This is a genomic window from Streptomyces hundungensis, assembly GCF_003627815.1.
GTDB lineage: Bacteria > Actinomycetota > Actinomycetes > Streptomycetales > Streptomycetaceae > Streptomyces > Streptomyces hundungensis_A.
This window is the reverse complement of record NZ_CP032698.1, coordinates 8,216,138-8,239,654: the sequence shown is the minus strand read 5'-3', so window position 1 is coordinate 8,239,654 and position 23,517 is coordinate 8,216,138. Positions and strand designations below refer to the sequence as shown.

The window sequence follows — 23,517 nt, the reverse complement described above, 5'->3', positions numbered from 1 at the left end:
ATTATGGGCCCGGCGTGCTTGCGGGCGGTCGCGCGCAACCGCACGATCTGCGCGCTGCCCGTCGGCGCGGTGAGCAGGATGCCCGCCACAGCGGCCGGCAGGAGGGCCACGCGCAGCGGAGCGTGCCCGTGGGATCTCGGCTGTGAGTGGCGGATTCAGCGCAAGGGCGCCGTGATCCCGATCAACCGCACCCGCCGCTGGGTCGTCGAGCGCACCAACTCCTGGTACGGCCGCGGCTTCAACTTCACCCTGATCGGGGCGGGATGACCCTCCTCTGGGTGTAGAGGCCCTTGTTCCGGCACGTGCTCGGCGGCACGCCCCGCTGGACGGCCGGATCGGCCATGGTCTGGGCGTACTTGAGGCGTCTGGCGCGGATCAGCTTCTTCGGTGGCTCCATCACGATGCGGGCGGGGCGCCGACAAGGCGCCCCAGGGGGTGAGCGTCAGGCATAGGGGCCCGGCAAGCAGTTCGACGAGCACGGCTCGCCGACTTCGGCCAGGCATCCCTGGCAGCTGCGCACGGCGGTGTCAATGAGCGAGAGCCAGTCCTCAGTGTCGCGGTGGCGGCCGAGGTCGACTGCGGAGAACTCGTCGACGTGAGTGCCCTTGACGGCGCCGAGTCGCCGCAGCGCCTGAGAGATCGGAGTGCCGGTCGTCGGCGACGGTTCGCCTTCGGCCAGGCGCAATGGGCCAAGGACTACCTCCCCTGCATCCCAGACCTGCGCGATCTGGGTGCCTGTCCCGCCGAAGTAGTCGGCCTCGACGAAGGCCACCGGCCCTGCCTCCGAGCATGCGGTCAGCAGACGCTCAAAACCCGCTGGCGCCTTCCAGAAACCGTCGAGTTCGGGTGCTCCGTCGACCGTGACCGCGTCGAACAAGGCGTCAGTCATCGGCAAGAGCCAGAGGTGTTGGCCGAGAGGAACGATGCACGCCTCCATGGCGGAGCCGGCCAACTTCAGGAGCGCGGATTCGGCGGCGATGACCGCCTGGAGGCAATACACCCCCTCATTCTTGCCTGCCGCCAATCGCAGCACGATGCCGGGTGGACCGAGGTCGACCGGCGCGACCCTGGCGAGTCGACTCGACGGGTCTGGTCCCGCTTCTGGCACAGGAACGACAGAGTGAGATCGGTTCCTTCGATCTCACCGCCACCCCGGACGGCCGAACCGCCGCACAGCCAAGAACGGGCGGCGCACACCTACGTACGGGGCACTGGCGGCGCAACCATCCGCACACCGCCCCGGATGATCCCCCGGCACCCACTCGCCGGGCCTGGCGCACCTCACCGGCGACGGCGGATTCGCCCCGCACGGCCTGTCCGGCGTCGTGACGGCGCTCCTGGGAGTGGTGTTCGCCTTCGGCGGGATGGAAGTCATCGGCATGGCGGCGGCCGAGTCGCACGACCCGGGCCGCAGCATCCGCAGCGCGGTCCGTACCGCGATCTGGCGGATCGCCCTGTTCTACCTCGGGTCGGTGCTCGTCCTCGTGCTGCTCCTGCCCTGGGGGCAGCGCGTCCGGACGAGAGCCCGTACGTCGCCGCGCTCATGCGCCTCGGCATCCCCCACGCGGACGTGGTCACCCAGGCGGTGATCCTCGTGGCCCTGCTCTCCGCCCTCAACGCCAACATGTACGGCACTTCGCGCATGTTGTACTCCCTTGCCGAACGCGGAGAGGCGCCCCGGACGCTGGCCCGCCGGACCCGGCGCCGAGTGCCGGCCCGCGCGGTCGCCGCCGCCTCGGCCGTCGGCTTCGCCACGGTCGTCCCGGAGGCCGTGTTCCCGGGCGCGGCGCTTCCGTTGCTGGCCAAGGCGATGGGCGCGACCATGCTGTTCATGTGGCTCGCGCTGGCCTGCTCCCACCTGGTGCTGCGCCGCTCCCTGGAACGCACCGGCCGTCTGGTGCTCCGTACCCGCGGCTTCCCGGCCACCACGCGGACGGTGATCGGCGCCATCGCCGCCCTGCTGGTGCTGATGGCCCTGTCTCCTGCCACCCGCCCCCAACTCCTCACCTCAGCGGCTCTGTCGGCGGCCCTGGCCCTGACCGGCGCCCACCGCGCCCGACGCCGCCACCCGCACCCCGCCAGACGAACCGCGCCTCCCCCGTCCTCCCCGTCAAGGGAGCCGGACCCGCCGGCACGTGCGTCATCCGCCCCGGCCACCGACTGACACACGAGAGCCCGAGACGTACGGCCGACTCCCGCCCCTGCCGGAAAGGGCCCGCTCGAGGAGCCCGTCGTGCCGCTGAAGCCGAAAGCAACCCGCCGACATGGGAGTCCAGCTGGGGCTTTCCTGGGAAAGCAAGCCAGGACCGCCCTCCGCGCACACCGAACTTCCAGGTTAACGAGGCCGTTCGGGACGTCGTTCGACCCGCCTGAAGGGCCTATGCGAAGTCGGTGTATGCGAGGGGGGCTGCGCAGACCTTGCACCGGAAGAGATACGCCGTCGCCTCTCCGTCCTTGTCCAACGAGCCGAGGAAGTACGCAACCTGGTCCGACGGCCAGCCCCAGCCGTTCGCTTCCCGCCGCAGCATCTCCAACGCCGCGGGATAAGCGGCGAGTTCGGCGGCTCCGACCCGGCCCAGGAACGCGGCGCCGTCGCCGCAGGGGAAGAACCACCGGGGCTGCGGCCACGCGACGAACCCCGGAGTGCGCCGGTCGACCGCCGCGAAGACCTCAAGGGGCACGTCGTCGCCCAGGCACGTTCCCGCCGTGAAATGGGCGTCGAACCGATCAGCGGCACTGCCGTCCGCGATGCACCACGGGCACAGCCGGCCCACGAGCTCCTCGGCAGCGTAGACCGGGCCCCGATAGACATACCCGCGTTCCCGCCCACAGCAGATGCACGCCGTGCCAGAAGACACGATCACGCCCGTGGCGACGGGGTCTGGGTGGTACGGGAACGTCTCCATGCGTAAGCGTGCGAGCTCTAACAGCTGACCTTGTCCTTTATGACCCACAGCCCGCGCCGTTGAGCATTCGAGCTGGGAAGGAGTGCCAGGTGACTGGGTTGGATCGGGATGTTCCTCAAATGGACACGTCGCGCTTCCTGCCTGCCGACGATGACGAGTTCGGCGTCGAACGGAGGTGTAACACTCCAGCCGACCCAGCCCTTGATTCGGGGGTAGTGCCGGAGGTACTGCCGGTGGACTAGGGCCTGTGTGATGTCGTGATCAACTGTTGGGTTCTGCCCCGTTAGCGGGGTGGAGTCCGGTAGGACTGTTGTTGTGACGCGTAGGCAACTCACCAATGTTCAGTGGAAGTTCATCGAGCCGTATCTGCCGATCGGTAGGTACGGGCCGTATCCGGAGCGGTTGCGGGAGCAGTTCGAGGGTGTGATCTGGCGGTTCCGTTCCAGTGGGCAGTGGCGGGAGATGCCTGCCGAGTTCGGACCCTGGGCGACCGTCTACGGCCGTTTCCGTGTGTGGCGGGATGCGGGTGTGTTCACCGCTCTGCTGGAAGGCCTGATCGCCGAGACGGCCGGCGCCGGCGGGACGGAGGGGCCTCCCCCTGAGTGGTGGACACGCTGATACTGGATCTGCTTGATCCGGAGGAAGCGAGAAGACCGCCGATGGCGCTGAAGGACTACTCGGACGAATTCAAGGCCGATGCCGTGGCCCTGTACGAGTCCACACCCGGGGCGACGTACAAGAGCATCGCCGCTGACCTGGGCATCAACCGGGCGACCCTGCGCGAGTGGGTGCTGCGGGACCGCGAACGCCGTGGCGTCACCGCCGCACCTGCGCGGCCTGCCTCTCCGCCGGCGGCGATCGCGTCCGCTGACCCGGACGAGCGGGTCCGCCGCCTGGAGGCGCGGGTGGCCGAGCTCGAGGCGAGTGAGCGCAAGCTCGCGACCGAGCGGGACATCCTGCGCAAGGCGGCCAAGTATTTCGCCGGAGAGACGAACTGGTGAGCCGCTTCCAGTTCGTCCACGACCACCGGAACACCTATGAGGTGAAGCGGCTCTGCCACGTCCTGGACGTCAGCCGGTCCAGCTACTACAAGTGGTGCGCCGGCGCCGAAGCCCGCGCCGCCCGGCAGCGCCAGGACGTGGCCCTGGTCAAGGAGATCCGCCGGGTTCACGGCGAGTCCGGCGGCGCCTACGGCTCCCCGCGGGTGACCGCCGAGCTCCGCGAGAACGGCCACCGAGTCAACGAGAAGCGGGTCGCCCGGGTCATGCGGGCGTTCTCGATCACCGGGATCCGCCTGCGCAGACGGGTCCGCACGACCGTCCCGGACCCGGCCGCGGGGACCGTCCCCGACCTGTTCGGCCGGGACTTCACCGCCACCGAGCCCGGGCGCAAGCTCATGGGCGACATCACCTATCTCCCGCTCCAGGGAGGGAAGTTCCTCTACCTCGCGACGGTGCTGGACTGCTTCAGCCGCAAAATTGTCGGCTGGTCCATCGCCGACCACATGCGCACGGACCTGGTCGCCGACGCGTTGCGGATGGCCGCCCGCACCCGCGGCTCACTGGAAGGCGCGGTCTTTCACTCCGATCACGGAGCCCAGTACGGATCCAGGGCCTACGCCGGCCTCTGCGACCAGCTCGGGGTGACCCGGTCGATGGGCGCGGTCGGCACCAGCGCCGACAACGCCGCCTGCGAGAGCTTCCACGCCTCCCTGAAACGCGAGACCCTCCAGGGCGACCACGACTACGGCGACGCCACCACCTGCCGCCGCACCGTCTTCGCCTGGCTGACCCGCTACAACACCCGCCGCCGGCACTCCACCAACGGCCACCTCAGCCCCGACGCCTACGAACGACGACACCACAAAGCTAAACTCACGCTCGCCGCGTGATCGATAACCGCGTGCCCACCTTCATGGGGGAAGGCCCGGACTTGTCGCTGGTCAGTGTGGACTCCACCACGGTTCGTGCTCACCACGATGCCGCGGGCATGCGGGTCAGCAAGCACCTCATGAAGACCTTGGAAGAAGCCGTGCGGGAAGAGGAGACAGCCCGCCAAAAGGGGGCGGCTCGGAGGAAGGAAAGGGACAGGACGATCGCCGGCGCGTCCGGCGCCGACGCAGGATCCGCCTGAAGCAAGCCCTGCTCGGCAGGTCCCGGGGCGGCCTCACCAGCAAGATTCACCTCGCCGCGGACCGCCAGTGCCGTCCGCTCGCGCTGGTCCTGACCGCCGGGCAGGCCGGGGACAGCCCGCAGTTCATCCCCGTGCTCAAGAAGGTTCGAGTTCGCCTGCCCGTCGGCCGCCCTCGCACAACGCCCGGCGCGGTCGCCGGGGACAAGGCCTACTCGTCCCGCGGCAACCGCGCCTACCTGCGCAAACGCGGAATCAAGGCCGTCATCCCAGAGAAGAGGGACCAGGCCGCCAACCGCAGGAAGAAGGGCGCACGAGGCGGTCGGCCCATCAGCCACGACCCCGGCCTCTACAAGGAACGGAACACCGTTGAGCGTCTGATCAACAAGCTGAAAGCCTGGCGAGGCATCGCCACCCGCTACGACAAAACCCCGGACAGCTACCTCGCCGGCCTCCACCTCCGCGCCGCCATGATCTGGATCGACGACCTCGTGAAAACCGCCGACTGATCACGACATCACACACGCCCTAGTACCGCAATCACAGTTATGGGGTGTGTCCGCGTTGTTTGTAGTGGCTGTCGCGGGCACGTGTCTGGCTGAGTCTTCGCCAGTGTGACCAGTGCAGATGGTGGTGGATGGTGAGGTGGGCGGGGTGGAGAAGGTGGCCGATGAGGCGGCGTATCTCCGCTACGGACAGCGGTATCAGGCCACCGCTGTTTCCCCTTTTGAGAGTTCGCAGGCGCGGACGGCGGTGAGGGCCGCGAGGGCGGCCATGGCCAGGGTGATGTGCCGGTACCAGGCGTGGTAGAGACGGACTTGGTAGTGGTCCAGGCCGCACTCGCCCTTCGCGGTCTGGAAGCATTCTTCGACTGCCCAGCGGGCGCCGGCCACCCTGACCAGGTCTTTCAGCCGGGTAGCGACGGGGCCGTAGCAGACGTAGTAGGCGAGGTCCGTGGGGTCTTTGAGGCTCCGGCGGGCCAGGACCCAGTGGCCGTGGCCGTTCTCCCACCAGATCCGGATCGGGATCCGCGCCCACTGGTACATGCGCTCGCCATGGGATCCCTTCCCGGCGGACAGGCGCTTCCACGCCTGCGGCGCGAGACCGGTGACGAGGTCGTCGACACGGCGTTCACCCATGCCGCGGGTGATGACGGTGTCGCTGGTCTTCACGCACATCACATGGCTGATGGCCCGCTGTTCCATCCAGCACCTGAGGGATTTCGACTGTCCGTAGGCCTCGTCCGCGGTGACCCACGCGAACGGGACGCCGGCCTCCACCGCACGAAGGAGCATGGCCTTGAAGTGCTCCGTCTTCGTCGCGAACAACACCTCGTCCGGAATCCCCGCGTCCCGGCACCGCTCACGGTCGTCCGTCCACGAGGCGGGCACATACAGCTCCCGGTCGATCAGAGCCCGGCCTTTCGGCGAGGCGTAGGCCAGAAAGGTGCCGACCTGGCAATTTTCCGTACGTCCAGCCGTTCCGGAATACTGCCGCTGGACGCCGGCCGAGCGCACACCCTTCTTCAGGAAGCCAGTGTCGTCCCCGATCAGGACGCCGTCCTTGTCACCGATCGTCTCCACAACGTAGTCCCGCACATCGTCACGGACTGCGTCCGCGTCCCAGTCCGCCTCGCCCAACAGCCGCTGCATCCCGATCGGCAGCCGGTCACCAGCCCGTTCCGCCAGAGTCCAGCCGTTCTTCCGCTCCAATGGAGCGATCAGGCCTCGCATATACGCAAGCGCCCGCGCACGAGGCTCCGACCTCACGAAACGCGACGCGAACCTGGCATGTAAACCCGCCAGCACCCCGTCCCACTGCCCAACCAACCCCACCCCGAGCTCAGCCATACACCAACTCAACCACACACAAGTGTGATTGCAGTACTAGGAGGACGGCGAGCTCGGAGTCGGGGCGGGCGCTCCACCCACAGAGCACGCAGGCTTCGAACGGCATCGGCGGGGGGTACTTCCCACACCGTGCGTAGGGACGCGGCCCGGAGAGGGCGGTACTGGTTGCAAGGACATCAGAGGCATCCGCCTTGGGGACTCCGGGAGCCCTCGCCACCCGAAGAGATCCACTCTAGTCACCACGGCAACCGGCACTCCTGGGCCACGTGTCCGCGGGGGGAGCTCTGCGGTCGCACCGACTTTCAGCCGTGGCTGAAGGTGACGTGGGGCTGAAATGGCGAAGACACTTGAGCAGACTGACGAGGCCGAACGGCAGGCGTCGTTCGTCCGTCTGGTGGAGCTCCGTCAGGCATTCCTCGCTCCGCCACGTTCGACAATGCCACTGCTGTACAAGCCTGCTGCGGCCGAAGACGCCCGCATGTTGCGCGTCCACCGCTTCGAGTTCAACGACGCCGTCACCAAGGCCGCGCACTCCAGCTGAGATCGTCTGCGACAGGCGGGCCCCGGCCGTGTCTACTACGGTTCGGGACGTATCACGTTGCGGCCCGGTGTGATGATGACAGTTTTCACGCCCAGGGATGAACGGCCCCTCCCCCGGCTCGACTTCGTCCCCGCGCGCTCGCTACGAAGGTCTCTCCGATTTCGTGATCTTTGGAGGGGTGCGGGTGCGCTCAGCTGCCAGACTGGCCGTGGGGACTGCTGCTGTGCTGGGTGTTCTCGGGGCACGACCGATGGCACCGCCGGCGGTGGCCTCGGGCGAGGAGCCGTGCCGGATCGACACGGACGCGGCGGTGATTCGCCAGGCCCCGTCGAAGACAGCGGCGAAGGCGGGGATCGGCTACCGCGATCAGAAGTGCCGCTTTCACGGCTACTCCCGTGATGTGGTCTGGGCGCACATCACGATGAAGGAATCGGGCGTGGACGGCTGGGTGGACCACCACTTGCTCTCCACAGCCAAGGAAGACCTCGCCCCCAGTAGTCCCTGATGCGCATCCCCCGCCTGCCGCTCGTGGTGCTGGCCCTGCTGGCCGGCACCGGCTGCGCCTACATCACTCCGGAATCCCAGGCACCCGCGCGGGAGTTGGCCCCCCACGGGGGCCGCATGGCCCCCGCGGCGCCCAGCCCGTTCTGGCCCGAGCCCGTCCAGGCGCCCGCCCGTGAAACCCTCGCGCCCGCCTTCGGTCCGGCGTCACCGACCACGCCCGCCGACACCACGGCGGCGAGGCCGCCGCGCCCCCTGCTCGGCCCGGGACGGGAACCGTCACAGCGCACGGACACGTCCGGGCATCGCGGACGCACGCCGCGTCTCACCCGACGCCCCTCCCCCGCACCCCGACCGCGTCCCCGTGCCCAGCCCAGTTATGACGCCAGGATCGTGTGCTCCTGGGCACAGAACACCGGCCTCGACCCATCCGTCGTACGCGCCTGCCGGCAACAGCTCGACCACTGACCCTTTCCAGGACCCTGTCCGTGACGGCATGCATGACCTTCGAGGGGGCCGCGAGGTTGGCAGGACGACACGTGTTCCGGCCCTGACGCCTCTCCCCCGGGTGCCATGGGCCCATATCCTGGTCATGGGATCAGCATGGCCCACCAGGATCAGAAGCGGGCTCAGGTGGCTTGCGCCCGCCTGCTCTTGCCACATCTGCCGGAAGTGGACATCGAGTCCATACAGCGGTGCGCGGACGGTGTTGCCCTGCGTACGCGTTCTCGACCCGCAGCAGGCACCTCACACATGCCGTTCCGCTGTGGCAGGTGGTGGGCGATCCGCTGCTCGTGCAGGCGAAGGCCGACCGGGTGTGGCCACGGCAGTCGTCGCGAAAGACCGCTGGGTGCCCTTCTTGGCGTCGTGCAGGGCCTTGAGTTCCTGCACGAGTAGGGCCCGCTTGCGGGCGGCCCGTACCTCCTTCGGGTAGAGCTCCCCGATCTCGGCCGTGGTCCTGCCCATGTGGCGCCAGTACGTTTCGCCGACCCGGGCGATCTCTCCGGACTCGCGCAGCAGGTGGGTGTAGAGGATGTCCTTGGCCATGTGCTTGCCCACCTCGATGCTGGTCAGGTCGAACACCACCAACTGGCCCGGGGCGCGGACCACGAGGTCGGGCTTGAGGCCGCCGATCAGCCGGACCTCGCCGGTCTTGGGGTTCTTGAACAGCGGGCGGAGTTCGCGTTCGTAGGCCATCAGGCCCGGGGTCTGCCGGACGTACTCCTCGATCGGCAGGTCGAGGACCTTGGCGGGCAGCCTGGCGAAGGCGCGGAGACTGGTTTCGCTGATGAGTTGCAGACCGCTGTGCGGGAACTGCTCCTGGACCAGGCGGCTGAAGATGGTGTGCAACTTGCTGCCGCGCGCGCTGTTCTCCAGGGTGGCGCTGCCGGGAACCTCGGCGAGCTCGGCGATGGTCGCACCGACGAGGTCCTCGAGCGCTTCCACGGTCAGCACGGCCTCGCCGGCCGCGGTCGCCCCGGTGGCGGCACCGGGCTTCACCGACGGCTCCTTCAGGAGTCTTTCGGCCTGCTTCAGCCAGGCGTCGACCTCGGCGTCGGAGAAGACGTGGGGGGCGGGGTCCTTGATGTCCTTGATCGCCTGGAGGACCTCGCCGTGCGAGATCGCCGCGGTGCCTTTCACCTTCGGGCCCGAGACGAGGATGTCGTCACCGCTGATGATCATGGAGATCCCGGTGTCGGTGACCCCGACGTGGTGCTCCGAGAGCAGGAAGCGGACCACGTCCGCAGCGCCGTCACCGAGTCGATCCGCTCGTACTCCAGCTCATGGGTGCGCTCGACGAGGAACCGGGCCCGGGGCTGGAGCAGCGCGCCGAGTAAGACCGGGTCGGCAAGCCGAGCCATGGCCCGGTCCTGGGTGACACCCATGCACGCGTCCTTTCGCGCCGCGGCGGACCGTGAAGCGAAAGCGCTGCTCCGGCGTGCGGCAGGACATATGGACCCACGTCAGCACACCACGCGACAAGGCCTTCTACTCCGTGCGGAGGAGAAGAGACACCGATCGAGCGATTGCGCTCCCATCGGTGTTTTCGCCGCCCTCCCCCGCCCCTTCGAGCGAGCGCGCGAGCCCCGGTGGACGTTGTGCGCCGGGGCGCGCTTACGGTCGGAGCCGTACCCACTCCCCAAATGCCGCAAGGCTTCTGACGCTCCCTCACATGGATTCGACACCGTCCCGCCGTCAACACGAGTCCCCCTCAGGAGCGGTCGGCGCAACCCACCAGCCCGCCGACCGGACGCCGATCATCGGGCCGCCGGTCGACAGGAAGGTGTTCGACGAAGTGCCCCCGGTTTGGACCCGATGGGGTGCCCGGCGGATCGCCTTCGAGATCGCGCACGGACCAGCCCCGCCGCAGCTCCGTCACGGGCAAAAGTGCATCGTGTTCTGGAACGCAATGGGCTCATCCGGCACCAGGAGCAGCGGCAGCATCGCCGCAAGTACCGGCGGTGGCAGCGAGAGACGCCCCTGCCTGTCCCGGGCGGACCTGAGCCATCCGGATCCGGGCCGGCCTGCTACGAGAGATCGCCCGGACCGTCTCCGCGCCTTCCTGGACGCTGCTGCCGTGCGTGACCGACCGCGCGGGAGGCGGCTGCGGATCCGGCGACCGGCGGTATGGGGTCGTTCTGCACGGCAGCCCTGAACGGCGAAGCCGACCCGTTCAGCGACAGCGCTGCCAGGCCGAGGCCGGCACTCCGCCGGACGAGCCGAGTACCTCTACGCCGCCCTCAGTGGCACGTCGATGCGAGCTACCCCCCGGCCCCGTAACCACACCAATGGCCTTCGCCCCACCCCGTCAACGACAGGGACAAGGGCGGCCGAAACGGTCCAGCCCGTCGTATCGCGGGCCCGGCCTTGACGCCGGCGCTGTGCCGCCCCGGGTTCGTGGCAGGTGGTGAGGGCGATGCCCACGATGGTCGGCAAGGTGACCCAGGAGCGCTACGACCAACTCGTGGCGGAGTCGACAAACCTGGTCGAGACCGAGCGGGACACCCCATTTCAAACCAGGGCGTGTATCGAGTCCTGATCAAACCGCCTACTTAACCCGCCGCCTGTGCGACTCACGTGAGAGCATCCGCCTATGGGCAGCGACCTGGAAGTGAGTGCTCTGGCAATCAACGTCACGATCCCGCCGGCGCTCCGCTGGACAGACACTCGACGTGGTGAAGAGTTCCAACTGACCACACTCAACATCCGGCTACTCCCGGACCGTCGTCTCGCCGCGAAAGCCTATGGCCGACCAGTCGGCGGTGGTCGGGGCGCATATGTCTCGTTCCCGGTCCCCGACGAACCAGAACTGGCGGCTCTGGTTGCCGACGCGGCCAGCCGCGCCGGGACGTTGTGGGCTGCCCATCGTGGTCTCGACTGAGCCTAGAGCTGTGGCGGGGGAGGTTCACCGAGTTGAGCGGTCAGGCCCAGATGGGTAGTGGTCGTCCGCCCCATCGGATGCCCTTCTCGCTGCAAATTCGGGCGCGTTCGCGTCGTTGTGGATGGTTCGAGTTGGCCAGGGTGAACTGCCGTAGTGGTCCAAAGTGGGCCTCAATGGGGTTGGCCGAGGACGCCTACGTCGACGGCCATCTGGTCGTGGCCGATGGAGTAGCAGCCGTGGAAGCAGGTGATGCCGTGGGTGCGCCGGTAGGCGGCCGGTAGACGGTCCGGCCTTCTCTTCTCGGCCCAGCAGGAGACGGCGGTCGGGCCGATTCCCAGGGGTCCGAACTCGTCGAACGCGAAGGTGCGGCCCGGCCGTTCGTTGATCGCGTACTCGATCCGGACCAGTTTGGCGTCGAAGTCGGGGGCCGGGGACTCCTTCCAGGTCTTCGTGCGTTGAAAGGAGATCCCGCGGCGGGCGAGCAAGCACCGTGGTGCCTGCCGGCCGATGAGGACGGGGCGGGCACGGTTGCGTCGCAGATGACCGGCGAGCTTGCGGATCGACCAGCGGGTGAAGGGCCGACTCGGCTTCAGCGATGAGGCCGCCGGCGCCCTCATCGGAGCAGCACCGGCACTCTGCCCGGAACACTCGGCGAAGATCGACGCGTGGATCTCAGGGCTCCACTGATGGCCATCAACCTGGGGCAAGGGACCACCATTTCGCCGCAGCTCGTGCCAACCCGGGCTGTGCGCGGACGGGTATCCGAGATCCAAGGTCCCCACCCGCAGTACGAACTCAAGCGCGAGTTCCTCGGCCGTGTCGCGCCCCATCATCCCGACCAGCTCCACAGCGATGGCAGGTCCCGCACCCGAGCCTGTACGAATACCGCGACCTCGGCGAAGGCGACGGCTATCGCACAGTCGGTGGTGACGGCACTAGACACCCACACAACGTGCTGCACGACGCATCGCGCGCCGTACGGGAGGTGGGCCAAGGCCCGGGCCCCCTGGCCCACCCCCCTCCCGCCGGGCGCGGGGCCGACGGCATGGCCGAGCGCCGATTGCTCCGGTACGACTGTGACGGCGAGTACCGAAAAAAGGGGGGCGGGGTTGGCGCGGATTTCGGGGCTGTGCCGACTCAGTTGCCGCTGAATACGATCAAGGACAGTGTCGCCCCGCCAATGGCAGTGGTGCACCTGTGCCGGTTGAAGGAGTACTGACGTCCCGCAGTGCCCACTGGCAAGAGTTCTCCATGCGCCCAGACCCGCAGGCCTCCCCCGCGGGCACAAGAAGTGGAGCTGCGCCCCGGGCCCCCTGGCCCGAGTGACGGCTCCTCTATTTGACGGGCAGAGCTTCCAGAAGGCGTACGACGCGCTGCCAGCCTCCGATCAGAATGGCTGTGACGGCGGCAGCTCCCGCCAGGAGCCACGGCCGGAGATCACTTGATACAGCCGAATCAGGTACCAGAGCGTTCACGGTGATCACGGCTGCCAGAGCTGCCGCGATCACCGCAGCGACATGGACGGACTCTCGGATCGCTGTGCTTGATCGAGATACGGGCACGACCCCGTTGAGAACTTCTTGCGGAAGGAGCTGGCTGACCCGTCCTGTGGCATGACGCTCGCTGATCTCCACGACCATAAGGGCGAGTTGCTCGATGCCGGCATCCGGCGTCATGTCCAGCCGTGCCAGCTGAGCCCGCAGGGCACCCGCAACAAGGTGTGCGTGCCGCAGAGCAGGCTTCTGCCGGGGTGACCGGCGCGATATGCCACCGACGCGGCGATGAGCCTTGAGTACCTGCCGCTCGAACGCTCGACATCTGCGGTCCAGCTCACGCAGGGCTCCCGCCCGATTAATGGGAGAGCGGGACTTTGCCTTGGCACAGCTACTCAGGACGGGGACGACCTGGAACGTCAGCGAACACCGGTGCAGGACCGTGCGGCGTTCCATAGGCACTATCGCTCCGACAAACAGCACCGCGGTCCACGTGATCGAGACTATGAGCATATGCGTGCGGTCGGGGCCGGGCGGCAGCGTATCCAGGTGCCGCATCAGTACGCTGTATCGACTGAAACTTCCTGCAAGCGAGTCCGCACCCAGGGCAGCAGTGACGCGGTGAAGGGCCCAAACGGCGTCGCTCAGAAGGGCGTCTGAAACGATCAACGTCACGCCAGGAACCAGCATGACAACCCAAGGGACCGTCTCCAACGTCGAACGGGTCTGCTGGATGGCGCGACGCGTATGTCGTGCGTCGACGTGCAACCCGAGCCGGTCAATGAGGCTGTCCAACGCGGTTGAAGTAGCGACGGCCTGCCGAGCATTTGCCCGCCGTCGCCAGGCACGTCCGCGGATGTAGAAAGAAGCGACCCGAAGTCGAAATGCCTATCCCCACACCATCAGCTGCCCACCCCTAGTACTGCAATCACACTTGTGTGTGGTTGAGTTGGTGTATGGCTGAGCTCGGGGTGGGGTTGGTTGGGCAGTGGGACGGGGTGCTGGCGGGTTTACATGCCAGGTTCGCGTCGCGTTTCGTGAGGTCGGAGCCTCGTGCGCGGGCGCTTGCGTATATGCGAGGCCTGATCGCTCCATTGGAGCGGAAGAACGGCTGGACTCTGGCGGAACGGGCTGGTGACCGGCTGCCGATCGGGATGCAGCGGCTGTTGGGCGAGGCGGACTGGGACGCGGACGCAGTCCGTGACGATGTGCGGGACTACGTTGTGGAGACGATCGGTGACAAGGACGGCGTCCTGATCGGGGACGACACTGGCTTCCTGAAGAAGGGTGTGCGCTCGGCCGGCGTCCAGCGGCAGTATTCCGGAACGGCTGGACGTACGGAAAATTGCCAGGTCGGCACCTTTCTGGCCTACGCCTCGCCGAAAGGCCGGGCTCTGATCGACCGGGAGCTGTATGTGCCCGCCTCGTGGACGGACGACCGTGAGCGGTGCCGGGACGCGGGGATTCCGGACGAGGTGTTGTTCGCGACGAAGACGGAGCACTTCAAGGCCATGCTCCTTCGTGCGGTGGAGGCCGGCGTCCCGTTCGCGTGGGTCACCGCGGACGAGGCCTACGGACAGTCGAAATCCCTCAGGTGCTGGATGGAACAGCGGGCCATCAGCCATGTGATGTGCGTGAAGACCAGCGACACCGTCATCACCCGCGGCATGGGTGAACGCCGTGTCGACGACCTCGTCACCGGTCTCGCGCCGCAGGCGTGGAAGCGCCTGTCCGCCGGGAAGGGATCCCATGGCGAGCGCATGTACCAGTGGGCGCGGATCCCGATCCGGATCTGGTGGGAGAACGGCCACGGCCACTGGGTCCTGGCCCGCCGGAGCCTCAAAGACCCCACGGACCTCGCCTACTACGTCTGCTACGGCCCCGTCGCTACCCGGCTGAAAGACCTGGTCAGGGTGGCCGGCGCCCGCTGGGCAGTCGAAGAATGCTTCCAGACCGCGAAGGGCGAGTGCGGCCTGGACCACTACCAAGTCCGTCTCTACCACGCCTGGTACCGGCACATCACCCTGGCCATGGCCGCCCTCGCGGCCCTCACCGCCGTCCGCGCCTGCGAACTCTCAAAAGGGGAAACAGCGGTGGCCTGATACCGCTGTCCGTAGCGGAGATACGCCGCCTCATCGGCCACCTTCTCCACCCCGCCCACCTCACCATCCACCACCATCTGCACTGGTCACACTGGCGAAGACTCAGCCAGACACGTGCCCGCGACAGCCACTACAAACAACGCGGACACACCCCATAACTGTGATTGCGGTACTAGAAGCACGTTGGGTTCACAGGATGGACGAAGGCCTTCACCACTGTCCGCGAAACGGTCCCAACCACCCATCGGCACATCGTCGTCAGCCGCAGTTACCGGCGGCGCGCAGCCGACGTCACCACAGGTCGGCTCAATGGGCTCGGGCCAGGGATCGGCTCGGGTGGCCCCTACTGACTGGCTCCCTCGCTCCGTCGGAAATCGGGCAGACCACCTCCATACACACGTGCCCTTCGCGGAGACAGTGCTCCGGCATGCGACGAAACCGGATGCCGAATACCTTTCGCACCTTAACGAGGGCCACTCACGCGACTGGTACCGACAGAAAGACCCGCTCCCCAACGGCCTGGAAACCGTCATCGACGGCCAACACCCTCGACAACACGGTCCAACAGGTCCCTTCTGACAGCGGCCTACACGGCATTCTCCCGATCGACCGCTGACAACCCCTCTTTAACCCTCGAATGCCATCACCGCGGCAGTGCCCACCGCGGCGGGTACGACCACCGCCGGTGTCGTCATGCGACGGTCACCCGACCGCGCAACCCACGCGTCCCAAGGCTTCACCAGAGCCGGCGTCATATACGCGGCCTCCTGCGACCCCTCCGACGGGATCAGCCACGTAGACCACGATCGACGTCCTCGCGTACATCGAACAAAGTCGGCCGACGAAGAAGAAGCCGACACCGACTCCGAACGTGAGCGAGACCCGCCACACGCACGACGGCACTATGCAGAGCACAGTCGCCCGAGCGGCGTGAACTGCCCACCGAGGGGCGGCAAATGGGGCATTGGGCGACGGGAGGGCCCCCCAGGACAGGCTCCGATGGGGCGGGGCGATGAAGCGACCCGCCAGCTATGTATCGGGCTTCCAGCCGCCGGCGCATCGTCCCAGGTGGCTTCGACCCAGGTGACCACCTGTCGAGAAGGGCCCCTTCGCGAGGGGACGCATCGCTCGCCTACAGGCAGACTCTTCGCCCGTCGCCGTCGACCGCCATGCACCTCATTCTCGAAGGAGTTCCGTCAAGCCCCTGGGCGAAGAGCATTCCGAGCCCAGCCAAGAGAACAACCACCCCCACCAGCACCACCAGCCGCTTCCGTAACCTGGGCTCACCATCTGCTGACATGCCTCCCCCAGCTGATCTCGGTCACCGACCCGGACCCCGGACCCTCCTGATCAAGGATCAGCTGCGGCCATTTCAGGCCACTAGTACAGCGCGGCCCGCAGCTCCGCCCTACTGGAGTGAAGCGCGCTCTGACGTGACCGTCCAGCGCTCAGAGGTGATCGGTCTCGGGCCGGGGTGTGCACTATGCAGGGAAGACGGTCGCTGCACCGGACGGACGCTGCGTCACCCCGGGCCGCCCGGACCGGTGGAACGAGCCCCCTCCCATGCCCCACACTGCAACCGCCGCTCACCTTCATCTCGCCTTCGACGCCCGGCACCCCAGCGCCGTCGCCGCCACCCTCACCGGCGGCACGCAAAGTCCTCACGCCGGCGGATCGGCGCTGAGCCACCCCGCGTCGTGGGCCCGAACGCCGGCCTGGAAGCGGGTGGTTGCGTCGAGCGTGGTCATCAGTTCCTGGATGCGCCGGATGACGGTCCGTTCGCTGATACCGAGAGCTCGGGCGACGGCTCGGTCTTTGAGCCCGGCAGCCATCAGGCGGAGGATTTCCCGGTCGCGCCTCTGCACATCGTCAGCGCGCCGGCCCGCGCTGGTCGCTTGTCCCATGGGGGTGGCTCTTCTCCAGAGCGATTCAAAGGCGATTTTGAGCGCGTCAAGGAGTGGGGAGGGGGAGATCAGGAGTCTGCTCGTGGCGTCCTGGCTGGTGAAGCTGAGCGGGATGAGGGCTTGTTGTCCGTCGACGAGGAGCATTTCAGCTGGGCTTGGGGGAGGCTGCGTGCCTGCTCTCCTGCGGCGATGTAGTGGTCCAGCAGGGCGGCATTGCCGGGCTCGGCGAGTGAGGGAGCGTGGTAGACGGCCCGGTAGGTGACACCGCGCGAGAGGGCTTTCAGCTCATGGGAGTTCGCTACGGGGCCCGTGAGGTAGGGCGGGCTGTCGATGACGCAGACCTCGTGGTGGGCGCCGAGCTCCAGCTCCGCAATCTTGGCCAGGACCGCCTCTTGTCCGCAGATGGTTTCGACGAGGTGACCGGACGGTGGGGTGGTCGCTCTCGTTCGCCGTGCGAGTTCCCTGCTGTGCGCGCGGAGTCCTGCCAGGGCCTCCTCGCGGCGTTGCAGGAGGGGTTCGAGTGCGCTGTGGGGTGGCAGGGCGAGGTATCGCTCCTGTGCTCCTGGTACGTGGGTGATCAGACCTGCGCCGGTGAGGCGTCGCATGCTCGTCCGCACCGCCGAAGCGGAAAGGGAGGTGGCACGGCTGATGTCGGCAGGATGGGTGTGGGGGTGGTCCAGCAGGTGTCGGTAGAGGACGCTGTCGTCGGCCGACAGCCCTATGGGGTCAAGGAGGTGCGTCATGGCGCGCGAGATTAGCGAGAGGCGAGCAGAACAACATGGGTACAACTACCCAACCATTGCTGGCTCTTGGCGGATCCATCTGGGTGTCCGGTCCGGTCCGGCACGGGCGGGAGGCGGCCCGTGCCGGACGACGTTGTCACAGGAGCTTGTACACGGTCCAGGTAAAGGTGGCCGTGCCAGTGGCACTGGCCGTGTCGGTGGCCTTGACCGTCACCGTATAGATGCCGGCCTGGGTGGGGGTGCCGGAGACGGTGCCGCTGGTGCTGATGGTGAGGCCGGCGGGGAGCCCGGTGGCGGTGTAGGTCAGCGGCAGGCCCTTACTGTCGGTCGCTCTGATCTGTAGTGCTGCGATCTGGAATCCGGTGAAGCCTGTCTGGGCGCCGGGATTGGTCACGGTGACCGTGCCGCCCTGTCCTGCGCTGCTGACCGTCCAGTTGAGCGAGGTGGCGCCGGTGGCGCCGGTCGTGTCCTTGGCGGTGAGTGTCGGCCTGTAGGTTCCGGCGGTGGTCGGGGTGCCGGAGACGGTGCCGGTGGCTGTGTCGATGGACAGTCCTGTCGGCAGGCCGGTGGCGGACCAGGTGTAGGGGGCGGTACCGCCCGCCGCGGTGTTCTTCAGGGACACGGGCGTGCCGACCGTGCTGTTCTGGTCACCTGGGTTGGCGACGGTGATGCCGGAAGGCGGCGTGGTGGTGCCGGGAGTGAACGCGCTGACTCCGTTGGGCGACCCCAGACCCGTGGGGCCGTCCCATCCCGTACGGGCGGTGCAGATCTGGGTGCCGCAGCTTCCGTTGCTGCCTGAGGTCACGTCGTTGAGGGCGCCGAGGTGTGCGTAGGGATAGGAGGCAGGGTTGTCCTGGGCTCCGGGCGTGCCGGCGAGCGCGTACATGGCGGCGATCAGCGGAGTGGCGAGGCTGGTGCCGCCGTACTTCAACCAGCCCGACTGTCCGTAAGTGTCGTAGATGGCCAGGCCGGTTTGGGGATCGGCAACGGCCGAGACGTCGGAGTTGGCCTTCTTCGGGCAGCCGGTTGCCGCGTTCTTCTGCCGGGTGGGCTGCGTCTCGTATGCGGAGCAGCCTGAGCCTGCTCCGCTCCAGGCGGATTCGCTCCAGCCCCGCGTGTTCGAGGTGCGGCTGAGGGAGGTGCCGCCGACCGCGAGGGTGTAGGAAGAAGAGGCGGGGTACTGGGTGCCGCCTGCGTAGCCGTTGTCTCCGGTGGCGAAGGCGAACAGGACACCGGGGACGTTTAAGTGCTGGTCGTCCGTCTTCTGGCCCGAACTTTCCGCGTCACTCCAGGAGTTGGAGATGAACTTGGGCCCCATGCGCACGGCGGTGTCGTCGGCTGCGTACAGGTTGGGGTCGTTGTTGTCGTCTGCTTCGACGAACAGGATGCGGCAGGCCGGGCAGGCTGCCGAGACGGCGTCCAGGTCGAGGGAGATTTCCGCGGCCCATCCGGTGTCGCCCTTGGGATAGGAGGCGCCGCCGCGCTGATCGGTTTTGCGGAAGCAGCCGTTGGCCGTGGTGCAGGCGGGCAGCCCGTAGTTGCTGCGGTAGGTCGCCAGGTCCTTCTCCGCGTTGGGGTCGTCGAACGCGTCGACGATCGCCACGGTCACGCCGGCGCCTCCGGCCGGCAGGTTGTAGGCCGACTGGATGTCCGCGGGCCCGTATCCCGAGGGCGCGGCGCTGAGGCCGTGCTGTTGGTCGGCCGCGGAATCGGCCTGTAGGGCCTGGCAGTTGGCGTGGTCGGGCCGTGTGTCGTTGCACGCGCGGTGCGGCTGCTGCGGGCTGCTCGGCGGTGTCGGGGCGGCCAGCGCCTGGCCGGAGGGAGACTGAGCCGTCCCCGCCGACTTCATGATCGGAGGCCAGCAGGTCCTGGTCCGCGACTCCACCGTCACCGGCGACCACATTCACGCCTGGACCACCGAGGCGTTCCCGCCGGCCCCAACGTCTTCACCCGGGGCACCGCGAGCTCCGTGTCGGGCAGTGGCCAAGTCGATGCGGGGCCGCACATGCGGTGGGGCTCGGGCACCCTCTACGACCAGCTGACCATCAACAGCACGGGCGGTGCGTTCATCGCCGCCAATGCCCTGGACGGGGGCACCGGACACGGCTGGCAAGGCGCCAACAACATGTTCTGGAACACCAAGGCCGCCACCTACACGATCCTCGCACCGCCCACCGCCAACAACTGGGCGTACGGCATCACCGGCAAGCAGGTCAAGGGCAAGCACGACGACGGGCTCCCCACCACGCCCGCACTCGCAACGATCGTCAGCCCCGGCAAGCCGGTCATCCCCGCCAGCCTCTACGAGCAGCAGACGGCAGAACGCAACTGACCCATAGGCGTACGGGCCCCGCGGGGGTGGGCCCGTACGGCTGCCGCGTTCCGCTCTCCACACCCACCCCGCTCATCCCAGGAGATCCAGCCTCCGTGCATGTACCTCCATCCGGCCCCTCCCCGCTGGTCGGACGCGCAGCCCAGCTCCAGGCCCTCGTTCAAGCGGCGGGCCGGCCACCGCGTGTCCTTGTGATCACCGGCGAAGCAGGCATCGGTAAAACCCGCATCGTCCGCGAGATGCTTCGATCGCCGGCCCTGCAAAGGCTGCCGCACTTGATCGGGAACTGCATCGAAACGATGGAAGCTCCTCCCCTGGCTCCGGTGATCGACGCCCTCAGTTGCCTTCCGGCACCGGCTCTGCTCCAGCCGGAGGATGTCGCAGGTGTGCTGGCCCCTGTGCTGCCCTCGCTCGCCCACCTCCTGGCCCCACCGCCTCCGCCTCTCCAGGACGCGCGGGCCGAACGCTACCGGCGGCTCCGCGCCGCCCGCGCCCTGCTCGCCGCCACCCGTCCCGCGGTCCTGGTACTGGAAGACGTGCACTGGGCCGACCCGAGCACCGGGGAGTTCCTCAGACTGCTGGTGACGAATCTTCCCGCGCACCTGTCGGTCATCCTCACGGGTCGCGATGACATGCCCCGCAGCGCCGGTCAGCCTCTCCCGGGCTCGTGGCTGTCCGGCACTCGTATCCACGAAATCCGTCTGGAAGCGCTCACCCCGCACGAGACAGGAATGCTGGCCGCCCAACTGATGGGTGCGAGCACGGTGCCCGAGCATGTCGCACAGCGACTGCACCGCCGAACCGCCGGCATCCCGTTCGCGATCGAGGAAGTCGTCAGGCTGGTCGTGGAGAACGACGCCGGCACTTCCGGCACCGGAGAGGTCATCGAAGGAGCCGGTCTGCCGGCCCCTGTACGGCGCGTCTTCCTGGAACGCCTGGCGGCGCTGTCAGAACCGGCCCGCGACATCGTCGCCGCGGCAGCGGTCGCCGGGCGGCCCGTCACCATCGATCTTCTCGCCGACATCACCGGCCTGAGCGAATCCGAGACCCGCCGAGCCGTCACCCTGGCCCTCGATCACGGCGCGCTGTACCCGGCGTCCGCAGGCACGCTCGACTTCCGCCACTCCCTTGCCCGCCAGGCAGCCTACGAAGCGATCTGTGAATTCGAGCGAAGCCCCCTGCACCTGCGCGCCGCGAAGGCCGCTCTCGCTCACATCTCCCCGCCACCGCTTGCCGAGATCGCCCACCACTACCAGCAGGCCGGGCACCCCAAGGAATACCTGCGCTACACCGAGGCCGCCGGCGACCGGGCGACCGCGCGCGGCGACACCAGCACCGCGAGCCGCCACTACCTCACCGCACTCGCCGACCACCCCTCCACCGGCGCCCGGCTCCGACTCGGCATCAAACTCGGCCAGTCAGCGCTCTCAGCGATGCCCGATCCGGCCACCATTCCCGCCTTGCGCCGCATCCTCACCGACGACGAGCCGCCGCAGGCAGCCGCGGGTGAACTACGCCTCTACCTGGGCACGCTGATGCGCAACCAGGCCGGCCTCGGACTCGCCGGCCTGGCCGAACTCGCCCGAGCCGCCGACGACCTCTGCGACACCGCGCCCGAACTCGCCGCCCGCGCGATGTCCGCCATCGCCATCCCCTCCCTCCAAGGATGGCCCCTCTCCGAGCACTTGGCCTGGCTCAAAAAAGCTGAAGCCCTCATCTCGCGCATCGCCGACCCCGTCCAGCGCACCGCCATCGCCGCCAACCGCGCCAGCGTCCTCATGTTCACCGGCGACCCACACGCATGGAACGCGGTAGCGGCCCTGCCCCACACCCCCTCCTCCGCCGCAGAGGAAGTGCAGCTCGCCCGCGCCCACGTCAACCTCGCCCACGCCACCACCGCCCTCGGATATCCCGCCACCGCCCGCAAGCACCTCGCGCAGGCCGACAGGACCCTCGGCCACAACGGCATCCCCTACCTCGAAGGACTCGCCGAAACCGCCCATCTGCTCCTCGCCTGGACCACCGGCCAGTGGGACGAACTCGCCCAGCGCGCAGAACGCGCCCTTCACCTCTACACCGACATCCGCGACCTCGCTGCCGAAACCCTCCTCGTCCGCGGCCTCGTCGCCCTGCACCAGATCGGCGACACCGCCGCCGCACGAAACCACTTGGCCAACGCCGCCTCCACTGCCCAGCTCGACACCGGAATCGTCCTGCCCGCCGCGGCCGCAGCTCTGGCACGCGTCCACCTCGCCGCAGACCGCCCCGACCACGCCCACACCGCCACCGCGCACACCCTCGATCACATACGCCGTACCGGCGGATGGATCTGGGCCACCGACCTCGCCCCCACTGCCGTCGAAGCCCTCGTCCGCACCGGCCGACAAGCACAAGCACACCAGCTCGTCGAAGACTTCACCCAAGGCATCGGAGGCCGCCGCGCCCCGGCCGCCGACGCCTCACTCCTCACTTGTCGCGCCCACCTCGCACCACCCGACCAAGACGCGGACTCCGTCGAGTCCCTCTTCACCCAAGCCGCGCTCGCCTGGGAAAAAGCCTCCCGGCCTCTGGAGACAGCACACGCCTTCCACAGTGCCGCCCGCCACCGACTGCCCCAGGACCCTCAGCACGGACAGAAACTCGGCGACCGGGCGCTGGAAATCTACTGGCATCTCGGCGCGCAGTGGGACAGCCGGCACTGCCACCGCTTGCTCCGCCGTCACGGCCTCACCCCCGACAACAAGCGCGGCCCCCTGGGCTACGGTGACGGACTCTCCCCCCCCGCGAACACCAAGTCGCCCGGCTCGCCGCGCAGGGCCACACCAACCGAGCCATCGCCGAAATGCTGCACGTCTCGCCACGCACAGCCGAACACCATGTCGCCAGCGTCCTGCGCAAACTCGGGGTAGACAGCAGAACCCAGATCGCCGCCGTACTAGACGAACAAACCCCCCGAACCTGAGTGCTCCTACTGGTTCAGCCCCAGGCGCTCCGCGACGACTCCCCACGATCTATGCCATAACCCGTAACTCACCAACGAAGCCACGTACTCCAGCGAGGCCGCGTCGGTCAGCTCGGCCATCGCACCGCCCTGCTTGCGGACCGGCATCGTCCCGGCCACACGTCGGCGTACCCGCTTGCGTGAGCGGCAGTCTGCGCCGCAGGTCGTTCGTCAGCGGTTGATTTCGAGGCTCGTCAGGACGAGCAGGGTGCACAGGCTTTAGGTGGTGTGGGCGGCGTCGAGCCCGCGCATCTCCCCGGAGTGGGATCGGTGCTGCCCTGTGGGACGTACACTCCCCCCATGGGTTGTACATGTGCGGTGAGGGAGTGCCTGAGAGGCGTCCCGCGCGCGCTGCGGCCCGCCGCGCCACGGATCCGCTGCCGTGCGCTGCACGGTTTCGGCTAGCCCGGATCAGCCGCTTCCTGGCGGTTCTGATTCCGGTCGTCCTTTGCCCGAAGGAACCTGACGCCCGCCGGCACCCTCTCTTCGTTCCGTTCTTCACCGGTTTCGTATTTCCTCCGGCTCGTGCACATCCCGCGGCCCGCCGCACGCCGCACCGCTGAGCCGGGTGTCCCCACCCCCCTGTCGCGCACACCGTGCATGCTCCCGCACCATTCCCGCGACTCCCTGAC

At 68.1% G+C, this 23,517-nt stretch carries 18 protein-coding genes and 6 pseudogenes; 14 read left to right on the top strand and 10 right to left on the bottom strand.

What is annotated here, in order from left to right; genetic code table 11:
- The first annotated feature begins 18 nt into the window (after positions 1 to 18).
- A complete protein-coding gene (locus DWB77_RS38155; RefSeq protein WP_216826892.1) occupies positions 19 to 267 on the top strand; it encodes a hypothetical protein in 249 nt (82 codons plus the stop codon).
- Positions 268 to 442: 175 nt separating this feature from the next.
- Here DWB77_RS38155 and DWB77_RS36660 read toward each other — a convergent pair whose 3' ends face one another.
- Complete coding sequence (locus tag DWB77_RS36660) at positions 443 to 1,024, bottom strand: hypothetical protein (RefSeq protein WP_216826891.1); 582 nt, start codon at positions 1,022 to 1,024, stop codon at positions 443 to 445.
- A 247-nt stretch (positions 1,025 to 1,271) separates the two neighbouring features.
- Between DWB77_RS36660 and DWB77_RS36655 the strand changes: the two are divergent.
- A pseudogene (locus DWB77_RS36655) lies at positions 1,272 to 2,164 on the top strand (amino acid permease).
- A gap of 214 nt (positions 2,165 to 2,378) precedes the next feature.
- On the opposite strand, the gene DWB77_RS36650 reads toward DWB77_RS36655, so the two are convergent.
- Positions 2,379 to 2,906: a CbrC family protein gene (locus DWB77_RS36650; RefSeq protein WP_120726997.1), complete on the bottom strand. Its 528-nt coding sequence runs from the start codon at positions 2,904 to 2,906 to the stop codon at positions 2,379 to 2,381.
- 315 nt (positions 2,907 to 3,221) lie between these two features.
- Here DWB77_RS36650 and DWB77_RS36645 point away from each other — a divergent pair.
- The 3 genes and pseudogenes from DWB77_RS36645 to DWB77_RS36635 form a co-directional block, all read left to right on the top strand.
- A pseudogene (locus tag DWB77_RS36645) lies at positions 3,222 to 3,494 on the top strand (transposase); the annotation flags it as partial.
- A gap of 71 nt (positions 3,495 to 3,565) precedes the next feature.
- Positions 3,566 to 4,797, top strand: a protein-coding gene (locus DWB77_RS36640; protein ID WP_120719390.1) for an IS3 family transposase whose coding sequence is annotated in 2 segments (ribosomal slippage) — positions 3,566 to 3,893 and positions 3,893 to 4,797 — 1,233 coding nt in all. Because the reading frame shifts where the segments join, the coding sequence is not laid out codon by codon here.
- A 38-nt stretch (positions 4,798 to 4,835) separates the two neighbouring features.
- Positions 4,836 to 5,545: pseudogene (locus tag DWB77_RS36635) on the top strand (IS5 family transposase); the annotation flags it as partial.
- 195 nt (positions 5,546 to 5,740) lie between these two features.
- Here the strand turns inward: DWB77_RS36635 and DWB77_RS36630 are convergent.
- On the bottom strand, positions 5,741 to 6,886 hold the full coding sequence (locus tag DWB77_RS36630) for an IS701 family transposase (protein ID WP_120719399.1): 1,146 nt from the start codon (positions 6,884 to 6,886) through the stop codon (positions 5,741 to 5,743).
- 334 nt (positions 6,887 to 7,220) lie between these two features.
- Here DWB77_RS36630 and DWB77_RS36625 point away from each other — a divergent pair, with 334 nt between their 5' ends.
- The 3 genes from DWB77_RS36625 to DWB77_RS36615 all read left to right on the top strand — a co-directional run bounded on the left by DWB77_RS36625 (position 7,221) and on the right by DWB77_RS36615 (position 8,396).
- Positions 7,221 to 7,427: a hypothetical protein gene (locus DWB77_RS36625; RefSeq protein ID WP_120726995.1), complete on the top strand. Its 207-nt coding sequence runs from the start codon at positions 7,221 to 7,223 to the stop codon at positions 7,425 to 7,427.
- 250 nt (positions 7,428 to 7,677) lie between these two features.
- On the top strand, positions 7,678 to 7,932 hold the full coding sequence (locus DWB77_RS36620; RefSeq protein ID WP_120726993.1) for a hypothetical protein: 255 nt from the start codon (positions 7,678 to 7,680) through the stop codon (positions 7,930 to 7,932).
- Positions 7,932 to 8,396: a hypothetical protein gene (locus tag DWB77_RS36615; RefSeq protein WP_120726991.1), complete on the top strand. Its 465-nt coding sequence runs from the start codon at positions 7,932 to 7,934 to the stop codon at positions 8,394 to 8,396. The genes DWB77_RS36620 and DWB77_RS36615 overlap by 1 nt, the downstream gene beginning before the upstream one ends.
- Positions 8,397 to 8,675: 279 nt before the next feature.
- Here DWB77_RS36615 and DWB77_RS36610 read toward each other — a convergent pair whose 3' ends face one another.
- On the bottom strand, positions 8,676 to 9,668 hold the full coding sequence (locus DWB77_RS36610; RefSeq protein ID WP_120726989.1) for a hypothetical protein: 993 nt from the start codon (positions 9,666 to 9,668) through the stop codon (positions 8,676 to 8,678).
- Positions 9,608 to 9,814, bottom strand: a complete 207-nt coding sequence (locus DWB77_RS38150) for a hypothetical protein (protein WP_162952714.1) — start codon at positions 9,812 to 9,814, stop codon at positions 9,608 to 9,610. The genes DWB77_RS36610 and DWB77_RS38150 overlap by 61 nt, the downstream gene beginning before the upstream one ends.
- Before the next feature lie 1,031 nt (positions 9,815 to 10,845).
- Here DWB77_RS38150 and DWB77_RS39375 point away from each other — a divergent pair.
- Both DWB77_RS39375 and DWB77_RS36605 read left to right on the top strand, forming a co-directional pair.
- On the top strand, positions 10,846 to 10,968 hold the full coding sequence (locus DWB77_RS39375; protein WP_281280074.1) for a hypothetical protein: 123 nt from the start codon (positions 10,846 to 10,848) through the stop codon (positions 10,966 to 10,968).
- Between the two features lie 54 nt (positions 10,969 to 11,022).
- Positions 11,023 to 11,310 (top strand): hypothetical protein, encoded by a 288-nt coding sequence (locus tag DWB77_RS36605; RefSeq protein WP_120726987.1) that lies wholly within the window; start codon positions 11,023 to 11,025, stop codon positions 11,308 to 11,310.
- A 40-nt stretch (positions 11,311 to 11,350) separates the two neighbouring features.
- On the opposite strand, the pseudogene DWB77_RS36600 reads toward DWB77_RS36605, so the two are convergent.
- Both DWB77_RS36600 and DWB77_RS38145 read right to left on the bottom strand, forming a co-directional pair.
- Positions 11,351 to 11,891 (bottom strand): annotated as a pseudogene (locus DWB77_RS36600) (IS630 family transposase); the annotation flags it as partial.
- A gap of 753 nt (positions 11,892 to 12,644) precedes the next feature.
- Positions 12,645 to 13,598, bottom strand: coding sequence for a hypothetical protein (locus DWB77_RS38145; RefSeq protein ID WP_162952713.1), 954 nt, complete (start codon positions 13,596 to 13,598; stop codon positions 12,645 to 12,647).
- Positions 13,599 to 13,759: 161 nt separating this feature from the next.
- On the opposite strand from DWB77_RS38145, the gene DWB77_RS36590 reads away from it, so the two are divergent.
- A complete protein-coding gene (locus tag DWB77_RS36590; RefSeq protein ID WP_120719399.1) occupies positions 13,760 to 14,905 on the top strand; it encodes an IS701 family transposase in 1,146 nt (381 codons plus the stop codon).
- A 1,661-nt stretch (positions 14,906 to 16,566) separates the two neighbouring features.
- On the opposite strand, the gene DWB77_RS38140 is transcribed toward DWB77_RS36590, so the two are convergent.
- The 3 genes from DWB77_RS38140 to DWB77_RS36570 form a co-directional block, all read right to left on the bottom strand.
- The gene (locus DWB77_RS38140; protein ID WP_162952712.1) at positions 16,567 to 16,809 is read right to left on the bottom strand and encodes a response regulator transcription factor; all 243 of its coding nucleotides are present in this window, start codon (positions 16,807 to 16,809) and stop codon (positions 16,567 to 16,569) included.
- Between the two features lie 68 nt (positions 16,810 to 16,877).
- On the bottom strand, positions 16,878 to 17,552 hold the full coding sequence (locus tag DWB77_RS36575; RefSeq protein WP_120726981.1) for a TrmB family transcriptional regulator: 675 nt from the start codon (positions 17,550 to 17,552) through the stop codon (positions 16,878 to 16,880).
- 136 nt (positions 17,553 to 17,688) lie between these two features.
- The gene (locus DWB77_RS36570) at positions 17,689 to 19,401 is read right to left on the bottom strand and encodes a putative Ig domain-containing protein (protein WP_174248670.1); all 1,713 of its coding nucleotides are present in this window, start codon (positions 19,399 to 19,401) and stop codon (positions 17,689 to 17,691) included.
- Between the two features lie 156 nt (positions 19,402 to 19,557).
- Between DWB77_RS36570 and DWB77_RS38135 the strand changes: the two genes are divergently transcribed.
- The 3 genes and pseudogenes from DWB77_RS38135 to DWB77_RS39690 form a co-directional block, all read left to right on the top strand.
- Positions 19,558 to 19,884: a hypothetical protein gene (locus DWB77_RS38135; protein WP_162952711.1), complete on the top strand. Its 327-nt coding sequence runs from the start codon at positions 19,558 to 19,560 to the stop codon at positions 19,882 to 19,884.
- Positions 19,885 to 19,910: 26 nt separating this feature from the next.
- Positions 19,911 to 20,501: pseudogene (locus DWB77_RS39695) on the top strand (AAA family ATPase); the annotation flags it as partial.
- A gap of 2,210 nt (positions 20,502 to 22,711) precedes the next feature.
- Positions 22,712 to 22,846 (top strand): annotated as a pseudogene (locus tag DWB77_RS39690) (LuxR C-terminal-related transcriptional regulator); the annotation flags it as partial.
- Positions 22,847 to 23,517: the final 671 nt, after the last annotated feature.

What these genes read in the sequence shown, in the direction of transcription:
- DWB77_RS36620 (WP_120726993.1), top strand. Translation starts at nt 7,678, where the DNA reads ATGGCACCGCCGGCGGTGGCCTCGGGCGAGGAGCCGTGCCGGATCGAC.
- DWB77_RS38140 (WP_162952712.1), bottom strand. Translation starts at nt 16,809, where the DNA reads ATGGGACAAGCGACCAGCGCGGGCCGGCGCGCTGACGATGTGCAGAGG.
- DWB77_RS36605 (WP_120726987.1), top strand. Translation starts at nt 11,023, where the DNA reads ATGGGCAGCGACCTGGAAGTGAGTGCTCTGGCAATCAACGTCACGATC.
- DWB77_RS38150 (WP_162952714.1), bottom strand. Translation starts at nt 9,814, where the DNA reads ATGGGTGTCACCCAGGACCGGGCCATGGCTCGGCTTGCCGACCCGGTC.
- DWB77_RS36590 (WP_120719399.1), top strand. Translation starts at nt 13,760, where the DNA reads ATGGCTGAGCTCGGGGTGGGGTTGGTTGGGCAGTGGGACGGGGTGCTG.
- DWB77_RS36630 (WP_120719399.1), bottom strand. Translation starts at nt 6,886, where the DNA reads ATGGCTGAGCTCGGGGTGGGGTTGGTTGGGCAGTGGGACGGGGTGCTG.
- DWB77_RS36650 (WP_120726997.1), bottom strand. Translation starts at nt 2,906, where the DNA reads ATGGAGACGTTCCCGTACCACCCAGACCCCGTCGCCACGGGCGTGATC.
- DWB77_RS39375 (WP_281280074.1), top strand. Translation starts at nt 10,846, where the DNA reads ATGCCCACGATGGTCGGCAAGGTGACCCAGGAGCGCTACGACCAACTC.
- DWB77_RS38135 (WP_162952711.1), top strand. Translation starts at nt 19,558, where the DNA reads ATGCGGTGGGGCTCGGGCACCCTCTACGACCAGCTGACCATCAACAGC.
- DWB77_RS36615 (WP_120726991.1), top strand. Translation starts at nt 7,932, where the DNA reads ATGCGCATCCCCCGCCTGCCGCTCGTGGTGCTGGCCCTGCTGGCCGGC.
- DWB77_RS36570 (WP_174248670.1), bottom strand. Translation starts at nt 19,401, where the DNA reads ATGAAGTCGGCGGGGACGGCTCAGTCTCCCTCCGGCCAGGCGCTGGCC.
- DWB77_RS36575 (WP_120726981.1), bottom strand. Translation starts at nt 17,552, where the DNA reads ATGACGCACCTCCTTGACCCCATAGGGCTGTCGGCCGACGACAGCGTC.
- DWB77_RS36625 (WP_120726995.1), top strand. Translation starts at nt 7,221, where the DNA reads ATGGCGAAGACACTTGAGCAGACTGACGAGGCCGAACGGCAGGCGTCG.